Consider the following 20,077-nt stretch of genomic DNA (forward strand, 5'->3'; position numbering starts at 1 on the left):
GCGCCACGCCCGGATCCTCCTGAGACAGGGTCGTCAGTCGAGCATCAGAGCTCGAAGGAGAAGCCGAGGTCCTCGGGGTATTCGCCGAGCTCGGTGAGGCCGGTCGCCGCGCGCTGGAGGGCGGCGAGCGTCAGGCCGAGCGTGCCGGGGCCGAAGCTGACGCGTGAGACGCCGAGTTCGGCCAGGCGCTTCAGCGGGACCGCGCCGGGGTAGCCGATCACGGAGATGCGTCCGTGCACCTGCTCGATCGCCTTGGCGACGAGCTCCTCCGTACCGAGTCCGAGGAAGAAGACGACGTCCGCACCGGCCTCGAGGTAGGCGTTGGCGCGCGCGACGGCCTCGTCCCACGCCTCGGGGTCGCCGGCGAGCGTGTCGACCCGGGCGTTGATGACGAGGGGGATGCCCGCGTCCTCCGCTCCGGCGCGAGCGGCGGCGACACGGGCCGCGGCCTCCTCGATCGGGAACTGCGGGGCCTTCGCGGCACCGACGGAGTCCTCGAGGTTGATGCCGACGGCACCCGACTCGACGATGAGGCGGCGGACGTTCTCGCGAACGCCGGCCGCGTCGGACGCGTAGCCCTTCTCGAAGTCGATGGTCACCGGCAGGTCGACGGCGCCCACGATGATCTTCGCGGCGGCGATCGCCTCATCGACGTCGAGGCCACCGCCGTCTTCGAGCCCGCGGACGTTCGACACCGAGTGGCTCGCCGAGGCGAGGGCGACGACGCCGGGGGCCTCGGAGACGACTTTCGCGGTGATGGCGTCCCAGACGTTGGTGACGACGAGCGGGGAACCCGGCTCGTGGAGGGAGTTGAGGAGGACGGCTTTGGCATGCTGATCAGTCATGTCCGCAGTCTGCCAGCGGACGGCCGACGCCCAGCCGACAAGCGTCGAGAATTCAGGGAACGTTCGGGTTGGCTGCGGTTCCCGGCTCGTGTGGGCCGCTTTCGTGACGCAAGACGAGGGCGCTCCGCGCGTCATCCCACGCCGCCGGTGGACCGGGTGGGCAGGATGCCGTGCGTATCATTGGTGGCCGAAGGAAGGCGTTCCCATGACGAAACCGCCGACGGTCTACGACGTCGCGCACCACGCCGGCGTCTCCATCGCGACGGTCTCGCGGGTGCTCAGCCGCCCCGACGACGTGAAGCCGGCCACTCGAGACCGCGTGCTCGCCTCGGTCGGCGAACTCGGGTACGTCCCGAGTGGGGCCGCACGAGGTCTCGCCGCGCGCCGAACCGGCGTCATCGGCCTGTTCTTCCAGGGGCTCGACGCCATGGACGACCTCGGGGACATCGCCCTCGAGGGTGACGAAGCGGCGGCCGGGGGAGCGCGCATCGTGCGCGACATCCCCGAGCGGACCGACACGCGGACGCTCAACCTCTACTTCGACGAGGTGCTGCGCGGCTGCGAACTGGAGTCCTGGCGGAGCGGGTTCGCGCTGCTCGTCGGCGTCGGCCGCGGATCCACGGCGACGCAGACCGTGCGCGACATGGCGGGTCGGGTGGACGGCCTCATGGTGCTGGCCGGGAGCGCCAGCGAGGAGGAGCTCGCGCGCCTGTCGCGGCACGTCCCGATCGTCGTGATGGCGGGGCCCAGGCGCGGCGACGACCTCGACCACGTCTCGGTGAGCAACGCGGAGGGGATGCGCACACTCACGGCGCACCTCATCGACGACCTCGGCGCCCGGGAGCTCGAGTACGTGGCGGGAAGCCTCGGCTCGCCCGATGATGCGGAACGCTGGAGCGGGTTCCGCGCGGCGCTCGCGGACCGGTCGCTCGAGGCCCCGGAGGAGCCGACCCTTCGCGGCGACTTCACCCGGGAGGGTGGGCGACGGGTCGGTCGGGAGCTGTTCCGACGCGACGGCCTGCCGCGCGCCGTCGTGTGCGCCAACGACCAGATGGCGCTCGGCGTGATCGACGCCGCCAGGATCGCCGGGGTCGCGGTCCCGGAGGAGCTCATCGTCACCGGATTCGACGGCATCGACGCCGGCCGCTTGTCCGCTCCGCGGCTCACGACGGTCCGGCAGCCGATGGAGACGCTCGGCCGGGTCTCCGTGCAGGCGCTCGCCCGTCGCCTCGCCGAGCCGAAGCTGCCCGCGATGTCCGTCCGACTCCCCGTCGAGGTCGTCCTTCGCGAGAGCTCCGAGTCGATCACGTCCTGATCATCGCCTCTCTCCGCGTTCGCAATTCAGGATGCCCACGGCGCGCCGCGGCGCGTCCGTCCGCTGCGAGGTCGCCACGCCGAGGCTCTCCTGAATTGCGAACAGGAGCGGATGTCCGACACGGGTTGCGTCGAGCAATGTATGCGCTTACACTCAACCGGTACAGACTTCAGCAAGGACGGTGGCGATGACGCACACGACGCACGAGCGGACCAAGGTCCGCAGGCGCAGACGACTCGGAGCAGCGGCGATGATCGCCGCCGCGGCCTTGCTCGTCTCCGGCTGCAGCATCCAGATCAAGAGCGAGCCGGATCCTTCGATCCCCGCCGACACGATGCTGCTGGCCTCCGACAAGGGCACCCCGATGCTCGAGCGGAACTTCAACCCCTACCTCGTGAACAAGCGCTCGGCCTCGAGCTACATCTACGAGCCGCTCGTGATCATCAACGTGCTCGACGGCAAGGAGACGCCGTGGCTCGCCGAGCAGGTCGACCTCCCGGACGCCCGCACGATCGACTACACGATCCGCGACGGCGCCACCTGGTCCGACGGCGAGGCCTTCACCCCTGAGGACGTCAAGTTCACCTTCGACCTCATCAAGCAGTACCCGACGCTCGACCAGAAGGGCGCCTGGCAGCACATCGACACGATCGAGGTGAAGGGCCAGCACGTCATCATGCACCTGCTCGACGACGACGCCCCCGCGGCCGACATCGTCTCGCAGACGCTCATCGTCCCGGAGCACATCTGGAAGGACGTCAAGAGCCCCGACACCTGGCGGAACCCGAACCCGGTCGGCACCGGTCCGTACGTGCTCGGCAACTACACCTCGCAGCAGTACACGATGGACAAGAACGAGACGTACTGGCAGGCCGACAAGATCGAGGTCAACCACCTCGTGATCCCCGCGGCCACCGGCGAACTCGACATCGTCACCAAGGGCTTCGACTGGGCGTACTCGTTCCTGTCGAACGTCGAAGGCACCTGGGGTGCGGCCAACGACCACAACAAGTTCTGGTTCCCGCCGGGAGGCGTGATCGGGCTCGTGCCCAACATGGACGTCGCCCCGTTCGACAACGTCGACGTCCGTCGTGGCATCGCCCTGGCGCTCGACCGCGACAAGATCGCCGACGCAGCCACAGAGGGCTACCTCGGTGCCGCAGGCCAGTCGAGCCTCATGCTCCCCAACCAGCAGGACGAGCTCGACCCGACCCTCCCGAACCAGGGCATGATCACCCAGGACACCGCCGGCGCCCTCGAGGCCTTCGCGGCCGCCGGGTACACCCAGCAGGGCGGCAAGCTCGTCGACGCGGCGGGCAAGCAGTTCAGCTTCTCGATCACGACCGCCAACGGCTATGCGGACTGGCTCCGCGCGGTCCAGGAGGTCCGCAAGGAGCTCGGCGCCCTCGGCATCGACGTGCAGATCAAGCAGCCGCAGCCGCCGGGCTACCAGCAGGCGATCCAGAGCGGTGCCTTCGAGGTCGCTATGGGCGGCATGGGCAACGGCATCATGTTCCAGGGCTTCAACAACAGCTTCAACAGCGAGTTCGCGAAGCCGATCGGCGAGACGACGTCCAGCAACTTCGGTCGCTACCGAAACCCGCAGATGGACCAGCTGCTCGCCCAGTACAAGGAGACGACCGACGAGGCCACTCGCCTGGGGCTGAGCCACCAGATGCAGCAGATCGTCTACAGCGACTTCCCGGTCATCGGCATGTACTACGGCGGACTCTGGGGCCTCTACAACGACAAGAAGTTCACGGGCTGGCCCGATGCGGACAACCCGTACGCACCGCTCCAGACCTACGACCAGACCCCGCTCCTCGTGTTCACGCATCTCAAGCTCCGGAAGGACGGTGAGTGACCGTGTACATGGTGCGCAAACTCGGCCTCTTCGTCCTCACCCTGTGGGCGGCGGTCACGCTGAACTTCCTCCTGCCGCGACTCATGCCCGGCTCCCCGACCGACGCCGCGATCGCGAAGCTCGCGCAGAACGGCCCGGTCTCCGCGGCCACACGGGCGGCGATCGAGGCCCAACTCGGTGTCCCCGGCGGCAACCTCTGGGAGCAGTACGTCACGTACCTCCACCAGGTCGTCACGCTCGACTTCGGTGTCTCGTACACCTTCTTCCCACAGTCGGTGGGCGAGCTCATCTGGCAGGCGTTCCCGTACACGATCATCCTGCTCGGGATCGTGACGATCGTCGCCTTCATCCTCGGCACGCTCATCGGCGTGCTCGCGGCCTGGCGGCGGAACACCTGGCTCGACGCCCTGCCGACGCTGAGCGGCACCTTCGCCAGCACGTTCCCGTACTTCTGGACCGCGCTGCTCCTGCTGTTCTTCGCCGGCTACGTCCTCCACTGGTTCCCGACCTCGGGTGCCTTCGGACCGACGGCCTCGCCCGCGTTCACCTGGGACTTCATCGTCGACGTCGCGTACCACGCGGTGCTGCCGGCGCTGACGATCCTCGTGACGAGCCTCGGCGGCTGGATCATCGGCATGCGCAACGCGATGATCAACACGCTCGGTGACGACTACGTGACCTTCGCCGAGGCGAACGGGCTCCGCGGTCGCACGGTCGCCATCAAGTACGCGGCCCGCAACGCGATCCTCCCGAACCTCACCGGCTTCGGGCTCGCGCTCGGCGGTGTGGTCGGCGGCTCGATCCTCGTGGAGCAGGTCTTCGGCTACCCGGGCATCGGCTTCCTCCTGTTCAACGCGGTGATCGGACAGGACTACCCGCTCATGCAGGCGCTCTTCCTGCTCATCACGGTGAGCGTGCTCGTCGCCAACTTCCTCGTCGACATCCTGTACGGCGTACTCGACCCAAGGACCCGCCGATGACCACCACACAGCACGTCAAGACACTGCAGTCCGACCAGGCCGTGCGTCCACCGAGGAAGTTCGCCTTCATCGGTCGATCGGCGGCGACGCTCTGGGCCAACTGGAAGTCCCGCCTCGGGCTCATCATCCTCGCGTTCTTCATCCTCGTCGCGATCTTCGCGCCGGTGCTCGCACCCTACGGCGCGAGCCAGGACGGGTTCCCGCGGAACGCCGACTCGAGCCCCGAGCACTGGTTCGGGACGACGGCGGCGGGTGAGGACGTCCTCAGCCAGCTCATCTACGGTTCGCAGATCAGCGTCACGGTCGGTTTCATCGCCGGCATCCTGTCGACGATCGTCGCGGTGCTGATCGGCCTCAGCTGGGGTTACATCAAGGGGTTCGGCGCCGAGGTCGTGAACTTCATCGTCAACCTGTTCCTCGTGGTGCCCGGCCTGCCGCTCATGATCGTCATCGCCGCGTACCTCCAGAACGGTGGGCTCGTGATGATCGTCGCGGTCATCGTGATCACCGGGTGGGCGTGGGGTGCCCGCGTGCTCCGCAGCCAGACGCAGTCGCTGCGTTCGCGTGACTTCGTGACCGCGGCCCGTTTCTCCGGCGACCGACCGTTCCGCATCGTGTTCAACGAGATCCTGCCGAACATGACGTCCCTCATCGCCGGTGGCTTCTTCGGTGCCGCGACGAGTGCGATCCTCGCGGAGGCCGGCCTCGAGTTCCTCGGCCTCGGCGACTCGTCGATCGTCAGCTGGGGCACGATCCTCTACTGGGCGCAGAACTCCAACGCCCTGCTCACCGGTCAGTGGATCCTCCTCTTCGCCCCCGGTCTCTGCATCGCGCTCCTCGCGATGAGCCTCACCCTCATCAACTTCGGTGTCGACGCGATCAGCAACCCGCGCCTCCGTGAAGGGAAGTCACGATGAACGCCGTCAACCTCCAGGCCGAGAGCGCATCCGCGCCGGCAGCCGGGACCGGAGCGCTCCTCGAGGTCCGCGACCTGTCCGTCGTCTACGAGTCCGTCGGCGCCGCGCCGGTCCAGGCGGTCGACCACGTGTCGTTCTCCGTCGGTGCCGGTGAGTTCATCGGGCTCGTCGGCGAGTCCGGCTCCGGGAAGTCGACGCTCGGCTTCGCGGCCACCCGCTTGCAGAAGCCGCCGGCCCGCATCAACGGCGGGCAGATCCTCTTCGGTGGCAAGGACATCCGCGAGCTCGGCGACGAGGCGCTCCGCGAGCAGCGGCAGGGCGGGTTCGCCATGGTGCTGCAGTCGGGCATGAACGCACTCAACCCGGTCCGCACGATCCGCAACCACTTCGTGGACATCTTCAAGGCGCACGGCCACGTCTCCCGCGACCGCTGGGACGCCCGGATGGCCGAGCTGGTCGGCAAGGTCGGGCTGACGCCGCAGGTGCTCGCCCGCTTCCCCGGCGAGCTGTCCGGCGGCATGCGTCAGCGCGTGTCCATCGCGCTGGCCCTGTCGCTCGAGCCTCGCCTCATGGTGTTCGACGAACCGACCACCGCGCTCGACGTCCTCGTGCAGCACGCGATCATGGACACGATCACGGAGCTGCAGCAGGCCGAGGGGTTCACCGCGATCCTCATCAGCCACGACCTCGGTGTCGTGCTCGAGGCGACCCAGCGGGTGCTCGTCATGCACGAGGGCCGCATCGTCGAGGACGCCCCGAGCCGCGACATCCTCGAGCGTCCGCAGGACCCGTACACGCGGATGCTGCTCAGTCACTACGCCGACCCGCGCGCCGCGGTCGTCGAGCTGCCCGGCTTCCCCTCGCGGGCGAACCGGGGGACGGCTCCGGTGTCGGGCACCACGACGAGCGTCCCGACCGCGACGAGCGCGAGCTCCGAGTCGGGCAAGGCCTCGTCGCGTGCCGGTCGTTCGGCGGAGTCGGCGGTCATCGTCGACGCCGTCTCGAAGGTCTACCCGCCGCCGCGCCGCGGTGAGTCCGCGGTGACGGCCGTCGACGACGTGTCGTTCACGCTCGAACCCGGCCAGTCGCTCGCGCTCGTGGGGGCCTCGGGCTCCGGCAAGTCGACCATCGCGAAGCTCATCACGGGCATCGAGAAGCCGACGTCCGGTGCGGTCCGCTTCGGCGACCTCGACGTCGCCCAGCTGAACCGCAAGGGGATCCGGAACCTGCACAAGAACGTGCAGATGATCTTCCAGGACCCGTATGCGGCGCTCAACCCGCTGCACACGGTCGAGTACACGCTCACCCGTCCGGTGGTGAACTTCACCGGGCTGAAGGGCGACGCCGTCCGCAAACGGGTGCTCGAACTCCTCGAGACGGTGGGCCTCTCACCCGTCGAGCAGTTCGCGGCGAAACTGCCCCACCAGCTCTCCGGTGGACAGCGGCAGCGCGTCGTGATCGCCCGGGCGCTCGCGAGCGACCCGCAGGTGCTCATCGCCGACGAGCCCGTGTCGATGCTCGACGTGTCGCTGCGTGCCGGTGTGCTCGCGCTGCTCGAAGACCTGCGCGAGCAGTGGGGCGTCTCGATGCTCTACATCACGCACGACCTGCTGTCGGCGCGACTCGTGACCGACAACATCATGGTCCTCAACCAGGGGCGCGTCGTCGAACGCGGCGAGACCGCGCACGTCCTGCAGCACCCGCAGGATCCGTACACGATCCAGCTGCTCGACGCCGTCCCCAATCCGGCCCGCGCCAAGCGCTGACGCCCGTCCCGTCTCTGCGCCCACCCCTCCCGGTCCCTGAGCCCACCCCTCCCGGTCCCTGAGCTTGTCGAAGGGCCACCTCAACATGAAACAGGAGCAACACCCGTGCTGACCTTCCCCGACGGCTTCCTCTGGGGCGCTGCCACCGCTGCCCACCAGATCGAGGGCAACAACATCAACAGCAACTGGTGGGTGCACGAGCACGAAGCCGGGACGAACATCGTCGAGCCCTCGGGCGACGCGATGGACAGCTACCACCGCTACCGCGAGGACATGCAGCTGCTCGCCGACGCCGGGCTGAACACCTACCGGTTCAGTGTCGAGTGGGCGCGGATCGAGCCCGAGCGCGGCATCGTGTCGCGTGCCGAGGTCGACCACTACCGTCGCATGGTCGACACCGCGCACGAGCTGGGACTCAACCCGGTCGTCACGCTCATGCACTTCACGGTGCCGCGCTGGTTCGAGCGTGACGGGTTCTGGCGGGCGAAGGACGCCGCCGACCTCTTCGCGCGGTACACCGAGCTGACGCTGCCGATCGTCGGCGAGGGTGTCGACCACGTCTGCACCATCAACGAGCCGAACATCGCCGCGATGCTCGCCGGTGGTGAGGACGCGGCGAACCTCGTCGCGTACGGCCTGCCGAACCCGGACCTGTTCGTGGCGGACGCGCTCCTCGAGTCGCACAAGCGTTCGCGCGAGGTGCTGTCGCAGGTGTCCGGCCTGAAGTCCGGCTGGACCATCGCGACGCAGGCGTTCCGGTCGAACGGTGAGCCGGGCTCCGACGAGATGCTGCGCGAGTACGGCTACCCGCGTGACGACTGGTACCTCGAGCAGTCCGCCGGCGACGACTTCCTCGGTGTCCAGGCGTACACGCGCACGTTCATCGGGCCGAAGGGTCCGCTGCCCGTCGAGGACGACGTCGAGACGACGCTCACCGGTTGGGAGTTCTATCCGCCGGCCGCCGCCGAAGGTGTGCGGAGTGCTTGGGAGCTGTCGGGTGGGGTGCCGATCATGATCACCGAGAACGGCATAGCGACCTCGGACGACACGCGTCGGATCGACTACACGGACGGCGCCCTGCGCGAGCTGCACGCCTGCATCCAGGACGGGATCCAGCTCGAGGGCTACCTCCACTGGAGTGCGCTCGACAACTACGAGTGGGCGAGCGGCTTCCGGCCGACCTTCGGCCTCATCGCCGTCGACCGCGAGACCTTCGTGCGCACGCCGAAGCCGAGCCTCGCGTGGCTCGGGAACGTCGCGAAGGCGAACGGCCTCACGGAGTAGCGGAGGTTCGCAATTCAGGACGCCTCCGGCGTGTCGGCCGCCGGGTCCCTCCTCCGCGCCGCGACACGCGCCAGGTCTCCTGAGTTGTGAACGGAGTGACCACAGGTTGTGTGTGTCCGCAATTCAGGACGCCTCCGGCGCGGCGCCCCCGATTGCGGTCCGGTTGGCCGCGACACGCGGTGGGCGTCCTGAGTTGTGGACGGCGAGAGCCCCGGGCAGCGATTGCTGCCCGGGGCTCGGTGCATGGTGTTCGGCTGGGGTCCGCATGGGCGGAAGACGCCGGCAGCCGGTCAGCGCTCGCTGCGGGGGCCGCGACCGAAGCGACCATGCGGGCCGCGCTCGTGCACTGCGTGCTCGTCCCGGCCGAAGGCTCGGGCGATGCTCTCGAGGCTGGCGAGCGTCGTAGCGAGGTCCTCGGGTGAGACGGCGTCGGCGACGGTCTGGCGGACCGCGTCGACCTTGGTGCGGAGCGCGTCGTGCGCCTCGCGACCGGCGTCCGTCAGGGTGATGCCGTCGGCGTCGACGATGACCCAGCCGCGTGCGGCGAAGTCCATGACGATGTCCGCGGTCGAGCGACGAGGACCTCGGTTACCGCGGTCGTGGCCGTGGCCGGGGCCGAACGGTGCGCCGCCGGGACGGTGATCACGACCGAAGCCGGCACCGGACTCGAGGCCGCGCCCGAAGGCCCGATCGTGAGCGGGGTGGCCGTGCTCGTGGTCGCGCGGACGCTCCGCGGATGCGGTGTCCGCCGTCGTGTCGGCGGTGCGCTCGGGGCGACCGAAGCCGCGACCGGGGCCGAACCCGCCGCGGCGGCCGAACCGTTCGGGGCCGCGCGGTCCGCGGCGGTGTGGCGGGAGCGAGGCGTCGATCTCCTCGACCCTCGAGGCGCCGGAGGCGATGAGCTCGAGCGTGCGCCAGCTGCGCCGGCCGAGGCCGTCCTCGGCGAGCACCTCGTGCATCGAGTGCTTGACCGCGTGATCGACGGTGCGGAGCCAGAAGCCGAGCGGGCGCTCGGCGGACTGGGTGGTGGACTGCTCTGGGGAAGTCGTGGGGGTGTTCATGGGTGGTCTCCTTATTTGCATGCTCTGTTACATGTAAATGTATAATGACATGTATGTCCGATGATCGTCAAGCGCAGCCCAGCGAACCCACAGCAACCGACCCGGTGGAGATGATCGAGCAGGCCCTCGTCCAGATCCGACGGGACCAGTCAGGCCGTCGCTTCGGCGGACGCGGTGGGCGCGGTGGGCCCGGTCATCACCACCACGATGAGCACGGGGGCGGTCATCGGCACGGCACCGACGGCGGCGCTGATGACGAACGTGGGCGCGGGCGCCGTCCGGGCTTCGGACCCGGCTTCGGTGGGCCCTGGGGTCCCGGCGGTGGCGCCCGTCATCCGCGCGAGCAGGCGATCGCCCAGGCGGCTCGGTTCCGGATGCTGGACGCGCTCGCTCGTGACGATGCGGCCGGTGGTATGGGGATCAGTGCGCTCGCGGAGGCGATCGGCGTCGACCAACCCCGCGCGAGCCGGCTCGTGGCCGAAGCGACGAAGCGCGGCGAGGTCGCTCGCGCGGTCGACCCGAACGACGGTCGACGCAGCGTGGTGCAGTTGAGTGCCGCCGGCCGCGCGGTCCTGCAGGAGGCGCACCGGGGTCGACGCGACGCGGTCACGACCGCGCTCTCCGGATTCACGCCCGAGGAGGCGGCGCAGTTCGCCGCATACCTCGAGCGCTTCGTCGCCGCGTGGCCGCGCCCCGATGCGGAACCACACGCCTGATCCTTGGCTCCGGGTTCGTAATTCAGGAGCGTCCCGGTGAGCCGAGCCGGATCATCCCCTCGGTGGCCGGACGCGCGGGCGTGCGCCTGAGTTCTGCACGATCGGACCCGTCCGGTCCATGCGGTTCACAATTCAGGAGGAGTCAGGCGCGTCGGCCTGGGGATGGCCGTCTCACGCGAGAACCGCCGGGGCGCTCCTGAGTTCTGAACGGTGAGGCGGGCACCCGGACCCGGCGCTTGCTACTCGGGGCGGAGGCGGAGCTCCTGCATTCCGCCGTCGACGGCGATCGACGTGCCGGTCGTCGAGCCTGAGCGTGGGCTCGCCAGGTAGGCGACGGCCCCGGCGACCTCGGTCGCGGCGACGAGCCGGCCATGCGGTTGGCGGGCCTCGAGGGCGGCGCGTTCTGCGGCCGGGTCGGGCGCGCTGTCGAGGAGTCGGCCCACCCACGGGGTGTCGGCCGTGCCCGGGTTCACGCAGTTGACCCGGATGCCCTCGCTCAGGTGGTCGGCGGCCATCGCGCGCGTCAACGACAGTACGGCCCCCTTCGTCGCCGTGTAGAGCGCCCGCTGGGGGAGCCCCGCCGTCGCGGCGATCGACGCGGTGTTCACGATGGCGGCCGACGGCGACTCGCGCAGGTGCGGGAGGGCTGCGCGGGTCACGCGGGCCATGCCGACGACGTTGATGTCGAAGACGCGGTGCCACTCGTCGTCGTCGTTCGACTCGACGGTTCCCTGCGCGCCGATACCGGCGTTGTTCACGACGATGTCGAGGCGGCCGAACCGTGCGACGACGGCGTCGATCGCCGCGCGGACCGACGCGTCGTCGGCGACGTTCGCCCGCACCGACAGGCGGGTGGCGGAGTCCTCGTCGGGCGACGGGTTCAGGTCGAGGATCGCGACGCTCGCGCCATCGGCGGAGAGGCGTTCGACGATGGCGGCGCCGATCCCCGAAGCGCCGCCGGTGACGATCGCGACGAGTCCGTCGAACTCGCCGGTGTCTGCGGCGCTCATGCGCGGGCTCCGAGTGCCTCGGCCGGCTTGGCAGACGGCGCGATTCCAGGGACCGGGTCGACGAACCGCTGTCGCTGGCGGCCGAGGCCTTCGATCTCGACCTCGCAGACGTCGCCCGGTGCGAGGTAGGGGAACCGGCCGGAGAGCGCGACACCCTCGGGTGTGCCGGTCAGGACGAGGTCGCCGGGTTCGAGCTGCAGGTATTGGCTCAGGTGCCAGATGACCGTGGCGACGTCGAAGATGAGGTCGGCCGTGCTCGAGTCCTGACGTGGTTCGCCGTTGACCCAGCTGCGGAGTCGCAGAGCGCCGGCGTCGACCTCGTCCGGCGTCACGAGCCACGGGCCGGTCGGGTTGAAGCCCGGAGCGCACTTGCCCTTCGACCACTGCCCGCCACTCGCCGCCATCTGGAAGTCGCGCTCCGACACGTCGTTCGCGGTGACGAATCCGGCGATGCGGCCGAGGGCGTCCTCAGGGCTGTCGAGGTAGGAGGTGCGCTCGCCGATGACGACGCCGAGCTCGACCTCCCAGTCGGTCTTCGTGCTGCCTCGCGGGATGCGGACGTCGTCGTTCGGTCCGACGACCGTGTTGGGCGTCTTCAGGAACATGATGGGGATCTCGGGAGGAGCGGATCCCGACTCCGCCGCATGCGCCGCGTAGTTCATCCCGATGCAGACGACCGCGCTCGGCCGGGCGATCGGAGCGCCGATCCGGAGCTCGTCGGCGCCGTCGAGGACGGGGAGCGCACCCGACTCGAGGGCGGCGCGGACGTGGGCGACGCCGTCGCCGGCGAGGAACGCTCCGTCGATGTCGGGGGTGATCGATCGGAGGTCGTAGGCGGTGTCGCCCACGAACACGACGGGGGTCTCCCCGTCCACGGGGCCGAGTCTGGCGAAGCGCATGCTGGTCCTTCCGGTTCCGCCGGTGCCCACCTGCGGACCCGGCTCCGTAGCCGATAACATCTGAACTCTACCGTCGATCGGGCTGCTGCAACAGACTATGACGCCCGATTCGGACGCATTGACAGCCCAGACGTCGGATGTCTAAGCTCGGTGGCACCAGCCCGAAGGAGCATGCCGACGTGAGTACCATCATCGGATTCGAGACGCACGACGTCCGGTTCCCGACCTCGACCACCCTCGACGGCTCGGACGCCATGAACCCCGATCCCGACTACTCCGCTGCCTACCTGCGGCTCGTCACGGATGCAGACGACGGCCACGAGGGCCACGGCTTCGTCTTCACCATCGGACGCGGCAACGACGTCGAGGTCGCAGCGATCCACGCCCTCCGGGAGCACCTGCTCGGTCGCGAGGTCGAGCCCGTGCTCGCCGCCCTCGGCGCTTTCTGGCGCGAACTCGTCTACGACTCCCAGCTCCGGTGGCTCGGTCCCGAGAAGGGCGTCATGCACATGGCGATCGGCGCCGTCGTCAACGCGCTCTGGGACCTCAAGGCCAAACGCGCCGGACTGCCACTCTGGCGGTTGCTCGCCACCATGACCCCGGAGGAGCTCGTCGAGCTCGTCGACTTCCGCTACCTGAGCGACGTTCTCACCCCGGACGACGCCCTCGCGATCCTCCGACGCGCGGAGCCGGGACGGGAGGCGAGGATCGAGGCCCTCCTCGCCGCCGGGTACCCCGCCTACACGACCACGCCCGGGTGGCTCGGCTACTCCGACGAGAAGCTCGACCGCCTGTGTCGCGAAGCGGTCGCGGACGGATTCGCGCAGGTCAAACTCAAGGTCGGCGGGACCGTGGAAGACGACGTCCGCCGCCTCGCCATCGCCCGGAACGCGGTGGGACCCGACATCCGGATCGCCGTCGACGCCAACCAACGGTGGGACGTCGCGGAGGCGATCGACTGGATGTCCCGACTCGCCCCCCACGACATCGCCTGGATCGAGGAGCCGACGAGCCCCGACGACATCCTCGGCCACGCGGCGATCGCGCGCGGCGTCGCCCCGATCCCGGTCGCGACCGGCGAGCACATGGCCAACCGCATCATGTTCAAGCAGTTCCTGCAGGCCGACGCCCTCCAGGTGCTCCAGATCGACTCCACGCGGGTCGCCGGCGTGAACGAGAACATCGCGATCCTCCTCCTGGCCGCGAAGTTCGGTGTCCCGGTCTGCCCGCACGCCGGTGGCGTCGGGCTGTGCGAAGCGGTGCAGCACCTCTCGATGTTCGACTTCATCGCCGTGTCCGGAAGCGAGGATGGACGCATGATCGAATTCGTCGACCACCTGCACGAGCACTTCGTCGAGCCCGTCGAGATCGTCGCCGGCCGGTACCGCGCGCCGCTCGCCCCCGGCGGCGGTTCGGAGATGCTCGCGACGTCGATCGCCGAGTTCACCTTCCGGGGCGCCGGTGCCTGACCTGCTCGTCCCGCGGCTCGCGTACGGCGCCGCCAACCTCGGCAACCTCTACCGCGAGCTCAGCGATGAGGAGGCCTGGGCGGTCCTCGATGCGGCCTGGGAACACGGCGTCCGCTTCTACGACACGGCTCCGCACTATGGCCTCGGTCTCTCCGAGCGTCGGCTCGGCGCCTTCCTGCGGACGAAGCCGCGCGACGAGTACGTCCTGTCCACCAAGGTCGGCCGCCTCCTCGTGCCGAACCCTGCTGGGGAGGGCGCGCTCGACACGGACAACGACTTCGTCGTCCCGGCGACCCTGCGGCGCGAGTGGGACGCGAGCGAGGCCGGCGTGCGTCGCTCGCTCGACGAGTCCCTCGGGCGACTCGGACTCGACCACGTCGACGTGCTCTACCTCCATGACCCCGAACGCAACGATCCGGAGTCCGGGATATCCGAGGGGATCCCGGCGCTCGCCGCCCTCCGCGAGGAAGGACTCGTCGGGGCGGTCGGGATCGGGTCGATGGATGTCACCGCACTCCTCGCCGCGGTGCGCACGGGCCTGACCGACCTCATCATGATCGCCGGTCGGTACACGCTCGCCGAGCAACCGGCTGCCGAGGAGGTGCTGCCCGCCTGCCTGGAACACGGCGTCGGTGTGGTCGCCGCCTCGGTGTTCAACTCCGGCCTGCTGGCCCGCGCCGTCCCCGACCGCGACGGACGCTACGAGTACGGTGCCGTCCCGCCGGAGGTCTTCGACCGCGCCGTCGACATCGCCGAGATCTGCCGTCGGTTCGAGGTCGAACTGCCCGCAGCCGCCCTCCAGTTCCCGCTCCGCCACCCCGCCGTGCGGACGGTCGCGGTCGGCGCCTCGCGGCCGGAGCAGATGATCCAGAACGTGGAGCGCTTCGAGGCGCCGATCCCCGAGACCTTCTGGACGGAGCTGCGCACCAGAGGGCTGCTCGGCTGATGCGGACGATCGACGCGCACCTCCATCTGTGGAACCGCGCCGACGGCTATCACTGGCTCGCTTCGGCCGACGAGGCGCTTCGCGAGGACTTCACGCCGGAGCGTGCGGCCGCGGAGCTGCAGGCGGCCGGCGTCGATGCGGCGATCCTCGTCCAGGCCGACGACACGGAGCTCGACACGATGTCCATGCTCAGCGCATCGGACACCTGCAGCTGGGTGGCCGGCGTCGTCGGCTGGGTGCCGATCGACGATGCGAGGCGGGCCGAGGCCCTGCTCGACCGTTGGGGCGCGCATCCACGGTTCAGCGGCGTTCGTCAGCTGCTGCACGACGATCCCCGGGACGGCCTGCTCCTGGCAGCACCCGCGCGCCGGTTGGCGGCGGTGCTCGCGGACCGCGGGCTTCCGCTCGACCTCCCGAACGCCTTCCCCAGGCTGCTCCGAGACGCCACCGGACTCGCCCGGCTGGAGGAGGGGCTGACGATCGTCGTCGACCACCTCGCGAAGCCGCCGCACGAGGATGAGGCCTTCGAACGGTGGGCGACCGAGCTGGCTGCTGCGGCGGCGTCACCGAACATGGTCGCGAAGGTGTCCGGCCTCAACCGAGCCGGTCGGCCGTTCGTGGCGGCCGACGTGCGCCGGGCCTGGGACACCGCACTCGCGTGCTTCGGGCCCGAGCGCTTGATGCTTGGCGGCGACTGGCCGATGACCGTCACGAGCGGCGGGTACGGTGCGGTCTGGCACGAGCTGTCCGGTCTCGTCGACGAGTTGTCACCGGCGGAACGCGATGCACTCCGTGGCGGGACGGCGACGCGCGTCTACCGGCTCGACCGCCGTGGGCCGGCCGGCGTCGATGGACTGACATGATCGGGCGGAAGGATGGACACGGAACCATGACGAGGAGGTCACCATGCTGACAGGGATCGACCCGGTGCTGAGCGGCGAACTGCTGCTGCACCTGGACGCGATGGGACATTCGGACGCGGTGGTGATCGCCGACGCGCACTTCCCGGCCGCCCGGCTCGGCGAACGGGTCGTCGTGCTGCCGACGCTGTCGACGCCCGAGGTCCTCCGAGCGGTGCGCACGGTGATCCCGCTCGACGACGAGCCCGTGCTCGATCTCATGACGAGTGCGGACGGCACGGTGCTCGACGTCCAGCGAGAACTCATCGCCGCCGCCGGCACGACCGAGGACGCCGTGCGCTTCGTCGACCGGTTCGCCTACTACGACGAGGCCGCCACGGCGTTCCTCGTCATCCGCACGGGCGAGACCAGGAAGTACGGGAACGTCACCCTGCGGAAGGGGCTCGTGCTCCCAGGCGCCTGACCCGACCGAGGGCTGCGGTCGCTCACCAGCAGAGCGCGACGATCGCGACGCCGACCGCACCGTAGAGACCGGCCTGGACCTGCCGCCGGCGGTCCTTCGGCGCGACCGCGGTCTCGACCGTCGCCCCGTGCTCGTCGAGTGAGCGCTTCGGCTTCGGTGCGTGCCAGGGGAGTGCGCGCCAGCGAAGGGCTGCTCCGGCGAGTCCGAAGCCGACGATCGCGACGGCGAGGACCCACGCCCACGACCAGAGGCCGACCGGCGCGGCGAGGGCGCGGACGAGCGCGAGGATCACGATGCTGTCGACCGCGTCGACGACCAGTCGGTAGCGCTCGGTCGCCGCCCAGCGTCCCGTACTCCACGCGTGGACGACCTGGAGGGCGATGATCCACGCGACGACGAGGGCCACGACGGCGGGGATGAGGATCTCGATCATCGTGCTGCTCCGATCTGCTCGAGGAGGGCGACACCGGCCGCATCGACCGACTCCTGGGTCGCCGAGACGATGATCACCGTGGTGCCGGTCGCCGGGACGACACCGACGAAGGACGCGAAGCCGCCCGTGGCGCCGTTGTGCCAGACGAGGTCCTCGCCGTCGATCGCCTTCCGATCGGTGATCCAGGCCCAGCCGATCTCGCGATCGCCGAACGCCGCCTGCGGGTCGAGTGCCTCGATGCCCGGCGCGCTGCCGTCGGCCAGCCGTTCCGCGAAGCGGGCGAGATCCTCCGTGTCCGAGCGGATCCCACCGGCGGGCCCGATCGCCGTGCCGGTCCAAGCGGCGGCGGTCCGTCCGCCGGCGGTCTCACCGAGGAGGTCGCGGTCGCCGAGGTCTGCTGCATCGCTCACGGGGCCGGTCGCGTCGAGTTCCATCGGACCGGTGATCCGCTCCTCGAGGAGGTCGGCGTAGCTGGTGCCCGCGGCCGAGCCGAGGGCGGCACCGAGGAGTTCGAAGCCGAGGTTGGAGTAGGTGCCCGTCGGGGTGTCGAGGGAAGCGGACCTCGCCTGTTCGAGCAGCTGGTCGAGGTCCTCGCCGTACGGGTTCGCCGTCGTGAGCGCGAACCACGCGGAGGAGAGGATCGTCGAGAGGTCGATCGGCAGCCGGGGCAGGCCGGAGGTGTGGGTGGCGAGCTGCTCGAGGGTGACGTCCGCCGCGGGCGCGTCGCCCAGCTCGAGGAGCTCACCGAGCCTGGTGTCCGGGGTGACCTCGCCGCGCTCGATCGCGTCGGCGAGCAACAGCCCCGTGAAGGCCTTGCTCACCGACCCGATCTCGAACCGGGTGTCCGGCTGGGCGCCGATCGTCGCGGTGCGGGTGCCGTCCGGGGTGACGACGACGGCCAGCAGGGCCTTGCGGTCGGGGCCGGCGAGATCACGGACGGACGCCGCGAGTTCGGCGTCGCCGGTGGCCTCGGCGGGAAGCGTCGAGGGCCCCGGTCGGAAGGCGAGTCCGATCGCGAGGGCGACAGCGGTGCTGACGGCGGCGATGACCCAGACCCGTCTGGGTCGGGACGTGCTGCGTGGTGTGGCGGTCATGCGGGGTCCTTCCTGGGGTCGGTGGTCATTCCATGGCGGCGACGGCGACGAGGAGCGGGACGAGTCGCGTGGGCGGGACCGCGACCCGTCCGCGGCCGGCGGGTTGCAGCCAGCCGGCGGCCGTCAGGACGCGGACGTGGTGGTAGACCTGGCCGGTCGTGCCGATGCCGTCGAGTTCGCCGAGGTCCGCGAGTGCCGACGTGCCCTTGGCGACGGCCAGCAGCAGCTGCAGCCGGACGGGGGAGCCGATGGCCGCGAGGCGCGATGCCGCCGTCGCGACCGGACCGGAGGCTGCTGGCTGCACGGCGTCGGGGTCGTCGCCGAGCGCGAGGAGGTCGTCGGTCGCCCTGGCGTACTGCCACTGCACGGGTCCGCCGCCGACGACGACCGATCCGGTGAAGAGGACCGCCCCATGCTCGAGCTCGGCCGTGCGCTGTTCGAGCCCGCGGAGCGCCCAGAAGGTGTCGTCCAGATCGCCGGTCGTGGCTGCGGGCGTCACGTCGCCCGGTCGCCCGGTGATCGTGTCGTCGTCGGTCGGCTGGGCGAACACGGCGGCTTCGAGACGCGCGAGACGCGCCTCGTGATCGCCGGGGTCGATGGTCGTCATGACCCAAGTGTACAAATATCGTAATTACGAAATCAAGCTTGTCGGTTCCGTCGTTCGGGCGTCGGAGCCGCGCATCACGCCCGCGAGCTGAGCCGCCCCTGCTTCGCATGCACCGGGATCAGCAGTCCGAGGCCGATGAGCAGCACGAGCACGATCCCGAGGATCCCCCAGAACTGCGCCCCGCCGAGCGTGACGAACAGTGCGAAGGCGGTCGGTGCAAGGAAGGACACGGCGCGGCCGGTCGTGGCGTAGAGGCCGAAGACCTCACCCTCGCGGCCCTCGGGGATGATGCGCGCCAGGAACGAGCGGCTCGCCGACTGGGCAGGGCCGACGAACAGGCACAGCATGAGGCCGAAGATCCAGAAGATCGTCGCGCCGCCCTCGTGGAGGAAGAACACGGCGCTTCCCGCGATGACGAGGCCGATGAGCGACGCGACGATGACGGGTTTCGGGCCCACCTTGTCGTCGAGCAGGCCGATCGTGATCGTCGCGACCCCGGCGACGACGTTGGCGGCGATCGCGAAGATGATCACCTCGCCGGGTGAGAAGCCGAAGGTCCCCGCGGCCAGGACGCCACCGAAGGTGAAGACGCCGGCGAGCCCGTCGCGGAACACGGCGCTCGCGAGCAGGAAGTAGAGCGTCTGTCGGCTGTCGCGCCAGAGTTCCGCGATGCTCTTGGCGAGGACGCCGTAGGAGGCGAAGAACCCGACGTGCGGCCGGGCGACGGCCTGGGGTGCGTGGTACTCGGGCACCGCGAACAGTACGGGCAGGGCGAAGATCCCGAACCACGCCGCAGACACGAGCATCGCGACGCGGACGTCCATGCCGTCCTCGCCGGTGACGCCGAAGAGTCCGACCTCGGGGGAGATGAAGCCGAAGTAGACGATGAGCAGCAGCACGATGCCGCCGATGTACCCCATGCCCCAGCCGAGGCCGGAGACCTTGCCGATGGAGGTGGGCGTCGACACCTGGGCGAGCATCGCGTTGTAGTTGACGCCGGCGAACTCGAACACGATGTTGCCGACCGCGAGGAGGACGAGGCCCAGCCACAGGAAGTCCGGATCGGGGGCGACGAAGAAGAGGAGTGCGGTGATCGCGACGACGACGTAGGTGTTGAAGCCGAGCCAGAACTTCCGTCGCCCGGCGGAGTCCGACCGTTGGCCGACGACCGGCGCGAGGATCGCGATCAGCAGTCCGGCGGCGGCGAGTGCCCACCCGAGCGACGCCGACACCGCGGCCTCCTCGCCGAAGGAGTCGCTCGTCAGATAGACGGTGAACACGAAGGTGGTGACGACGGCGTTGAACGACGCCGAGCCCCAGTCCCACAGGCTCCACGCGAAGATGCGACCCTTGCGACCCGCCTGCGCCTTCACGGCGGCGACCTGCGAGGTGTCGAGGTCGACGGTGGCCGCTGCGGCGTCGGGCGTGACGAGCGGTGGCGGCGGGAAGTTGCGGGGCCGGGATCCGAGGCGTGGGGCCTCGTCGTCGCGCCTGCCTGTCCGGTCGGTGCCGTCGGTGCCACCTGGGGGAGTCGTGCTCATGCACTGA

General features: G+C 69.9%; 19 protein-coding genes. 11 read left to right on the top strand and 8 right to left on the bottom strand.

The window, feature by feature from the left end; genetic code table 11:
- Positions 1-44: 44 nt before the first annotated feature.
- Complete coding sequence (locus QRN19_RS00700) at positions 45-845, bottom strand: isocitrate lyase/PEP mutase family protein (protein WP_285024619.1); 801 nt, start codon at positions 843-845, stop codon at positions 45-47.
- Positions 846-1,050: 205 nt separating this feature from the next.
- Between QRN19_RS00700 and QRN19_RS00705 the strand changes: the two genes are divergently transcribed.
- The 6 genes from QRN19_RS00705 to QRN19_RS00730 all read left to right on the top strand — a co-directional run bounded on the left by QRN19_RS00705 (position 1,051) and on the right by QRN19_RS00730 (position 8,971).
- Entirely contained in the window at positions 1,051-2,160 is a 1,110-nt protein-coding gene (locus QRN19_RS00705; protein ID WP_121291487.1) for a LacI family DNA-binding transcriptional regulator, read from the top strand.
- A gap of 187 nt (positions 2,161-2,347) precedes the next feature.
- The gene (locus QRN19_RS00710; protein WP_285024620.1) at positions 2,348-4,024 is read left to right on the top strand and encodes an ABC transporter substrate-binding protein; all 1,677 of its coding nucleotides are present in this window, start codon (positions 2,348-2,350) and stop codon (positions 4,022-4,024) included.
- Between the two features lie 8 nt (positions 4,025-4,032).
- Positions 4,033-5,004 carry an ABC transporter permease gene (locus QRN19_RS00715; RefSeq protein ID WP_064297181.1) on the top strand — a complete coding sequence of 324 codons (972 nt, stop codon included), beginning with the start codon at positions 4,033-4,035 and terminating at the stop codon, positions 5,002-5,004.
- A complete protein-coding gene (locus QRN19_RS00720; protein WP_064297140.1) occupies positions 5,001-5,921 on the top strand; it encodes an ABC transporter permease in 921 nt (306 codons plus the stop codon). Before QRN19_RS00715 ends, QRN19_RS00720 begins: the two co-directional genes overlap by 4 nt.
- Complete coding sequence (locus QRN19_RS00725) at positions 5,918-7,687, top strand: ABC transporter ATP-binding protein (RefSeq protein ID WP_071261828.1); 1,770 nt, start codon at positions 5,918-5,920, stop codon at positions 7,685-7,687. The genes QRN19_RS00720 and QRN19_RS00725 overlap by 4 nt, the downstream gene beginning before the upstream one ends.
- 105 nt (positions 7,688-7,792) lie before the next feature.
- On the top strand, positions 7,793-8,971 hold the full coding sequence (locus QRN19_RS00730) for a glycoside hydrolase family 1 protein (RefSeq protein WP_285024621.1): 1,179 nt from the start codon (positions 7,793-7,795) through the stop codon (positions 8,969-8,971).
- A 290-nt stretch (positions 8,972-9,261) separates the two neighbouring features.
- On the opposite strand, the gene QRN19_RS00735 is transcribed toward QRN19_RS00730, so the two are convergent.
- A complete protein-coding gene (locus QRN19_RS00735; RefSeq protein WP_285024622.1) occupies positions 9,262-10,032 on the bottom strand; it encodes a winged helix DNA-binding protein in 771 nt (256 codons plus the stop codon).
- A gap of 53 nt (positions 10,033-10,085) precedes the next feature.
- Here QRN19_RS00735 and QRN19_RS00740 point away from each other — a divergent pair, with 53 nt between their 5' ends.
- Entirely contained in the window at positions 10,086-10,748 is a 663-nt protein-coding gene (locus QRN19_RS00740) for a MarR family winged helix-turn-helix transcriptional regulator (RefSeq protein ID WP_285024623.1), read from the top strand.
- A 239-nt stretch (positions 10,749-10,987) separates the two neighbouring features.
- Here QRN19_RS00740 and QRN19_RS00745 read toward each other — a convergent pair whose 3' ends face one another.
- Both QRN19_RS00745 and QRN19_RS00750 read right to left on the bottom strand, forming a co-directional pair.
- Positions 10,988-11,758, bottom strand: coding sequence for an SDR family NAD(P)-dependent oxidoreductase (locus tag QRN19_RS00745; RefSeq protein WP_285024624.1), 771 nt, complete (start codon positions 11,756-11,758; stop codon positions 10,988-10,990).
- Entirely contained in the window at positions 11,755-12,657 is a 903-nt protein-coding gene (locus tag QRN19_RS00750) for a fumarylacetoacetate hydrolase family protein (protein ID WP_285024625.1), read from the bottom strand. Before QRN19_RS00750 ends, QRN19_RS00745 begins: the two co-directional genes overlap by 4 nt.
- A gap of 179 nt (positions 12,658-12,836) precedes the next feature.
- On the opposite strand from QRN19_RS00750, the gene QRN19_RS00755 reads away from it, so the two are divergent.
- The 4 genes from QRN19_RS00755 to QRN19_RS00770 are packed head-to-tail and all read left to right on the top strand — an operon-like array spanning position 12,837 to position 16,395.
- Complete coding sequence (locus tag QRN19_RS00755; RefSeq protein WP_285024626.1) at positions 12,837-14,126, top strand: L-fuconate dehydratase; 1,290 nt, start codon at positions 12,837-12,839, stop codon at positions 14,124-14,126.
- Positions 14,119-15,072: an aldo/keto reductase gene (locus QRN19_RS00760; protein ID WP_285024627.1), complete on the top strand. Its 954-nt coding sequence runs from the start codon at positions 14,119-14,121 to the stop codon at positions 15,070-15,072. The genes QRN19_RS00755 and QRN19_RS00760 overlap by 8 nt, the downstream gene beginning before the upstream one ends.
- Positions 15,072-15,935: an amidohydrolase family protein gene (locus tag QRN19_RS00765; RefSeq protein WP_285024628.1), complete on the top strand. Its 864-nt coding sequence runs from the start codon at positions 15,072-15,074 to the stop codon at positions 15,933-15,935. The genes QRN19_RS00760 and QRN19_RS00765 overlap by 1 nt, the downstream gene beginning before the upstream one ends.
- Positions 15,936-15,978: 43 nt before the next feature.
- Positions 15,979-16,395 carry an RbsD/FucU family protein gene (locus QRN19_RS00770; protein WP_285024629.1) on the top strand — a complete coding sequence of 139 codons (417 nt, stop codon included), beginning with the start codon at positions 15,979-15,981 and terminating at the stop codon, positions 16,393-16,395.
- A gap of 22 nt (positions 16,396-16,417) precedes the next feature.
- Here QRN19_RS00770 and QRN19_RS00775 read toward each other — a convergent pair whose 3' ends face one another.
- From QRN19_RS00775 to QRN19_RS00790, 4 genes are all read right to left on the bottom strand, one after another.
- Positions 16,418-16,828: a hypothetical protein gene (locus QRN19_RS00775; protein WP_285024630.1), complete on the bottom strand. Its 411-nt coding sequence runs from the start codon at positions 16,826-16,828 to the stop codon at positions 16,418-16,420.
- Complete coding sequence (locus QRN19_RS00780) at positions 16,825-17,922, bottom strand: serine hydrolase domain-containing protein (protein ID WP_285024631.1); 1,098 nt, start codon at positions 17,920-17,922, stop codon at positions 16,825-16,827. The genes QRN19_RS00775 and QRN19_RS00780 overlap by 4 nt, the downstream gene beginning before the upstream one ends.
- 25 nt (positions 17,923-17,947) lie before the next feature.
- Positions 17,948-18,529: a winged helix-turn-helix domain-containing protein gene (locus tag QRN19_RS00785; protein ID WP_285024632.1), complete on the bottom strand. Its 582-nt coding sequence runs from the start codon at positions 18,527-18,529 to the stop codon at positions 17,948-17,950.
- Positions 18,530-18,603: 74 nt separating this feature from the next.
- The gene (locus tag QRN19_RS00790) at positions 18,604-20,070 is read right to left on the bottom strand and encodes an MFS transporter (protein WP_285024633.1); all 1,467 of its coding nucleotides are present in this window, start codon (positions 20,068-20,070) and stop codon (positions 18,604-18,606) included.
- Positions 20,071-20,077 lie beyond the last annotated feature (7 nt).

It is taken from the genome of Plantibacter sp. ME-Dv--P-122b (assembly GCF_030209375.1).
Taxonomy (GTDB): domain Bacteria; phylum Actinomycetota; class Actinomycetes; order Actinomycetales; family Microbacteriaceae; genus Plantibacter.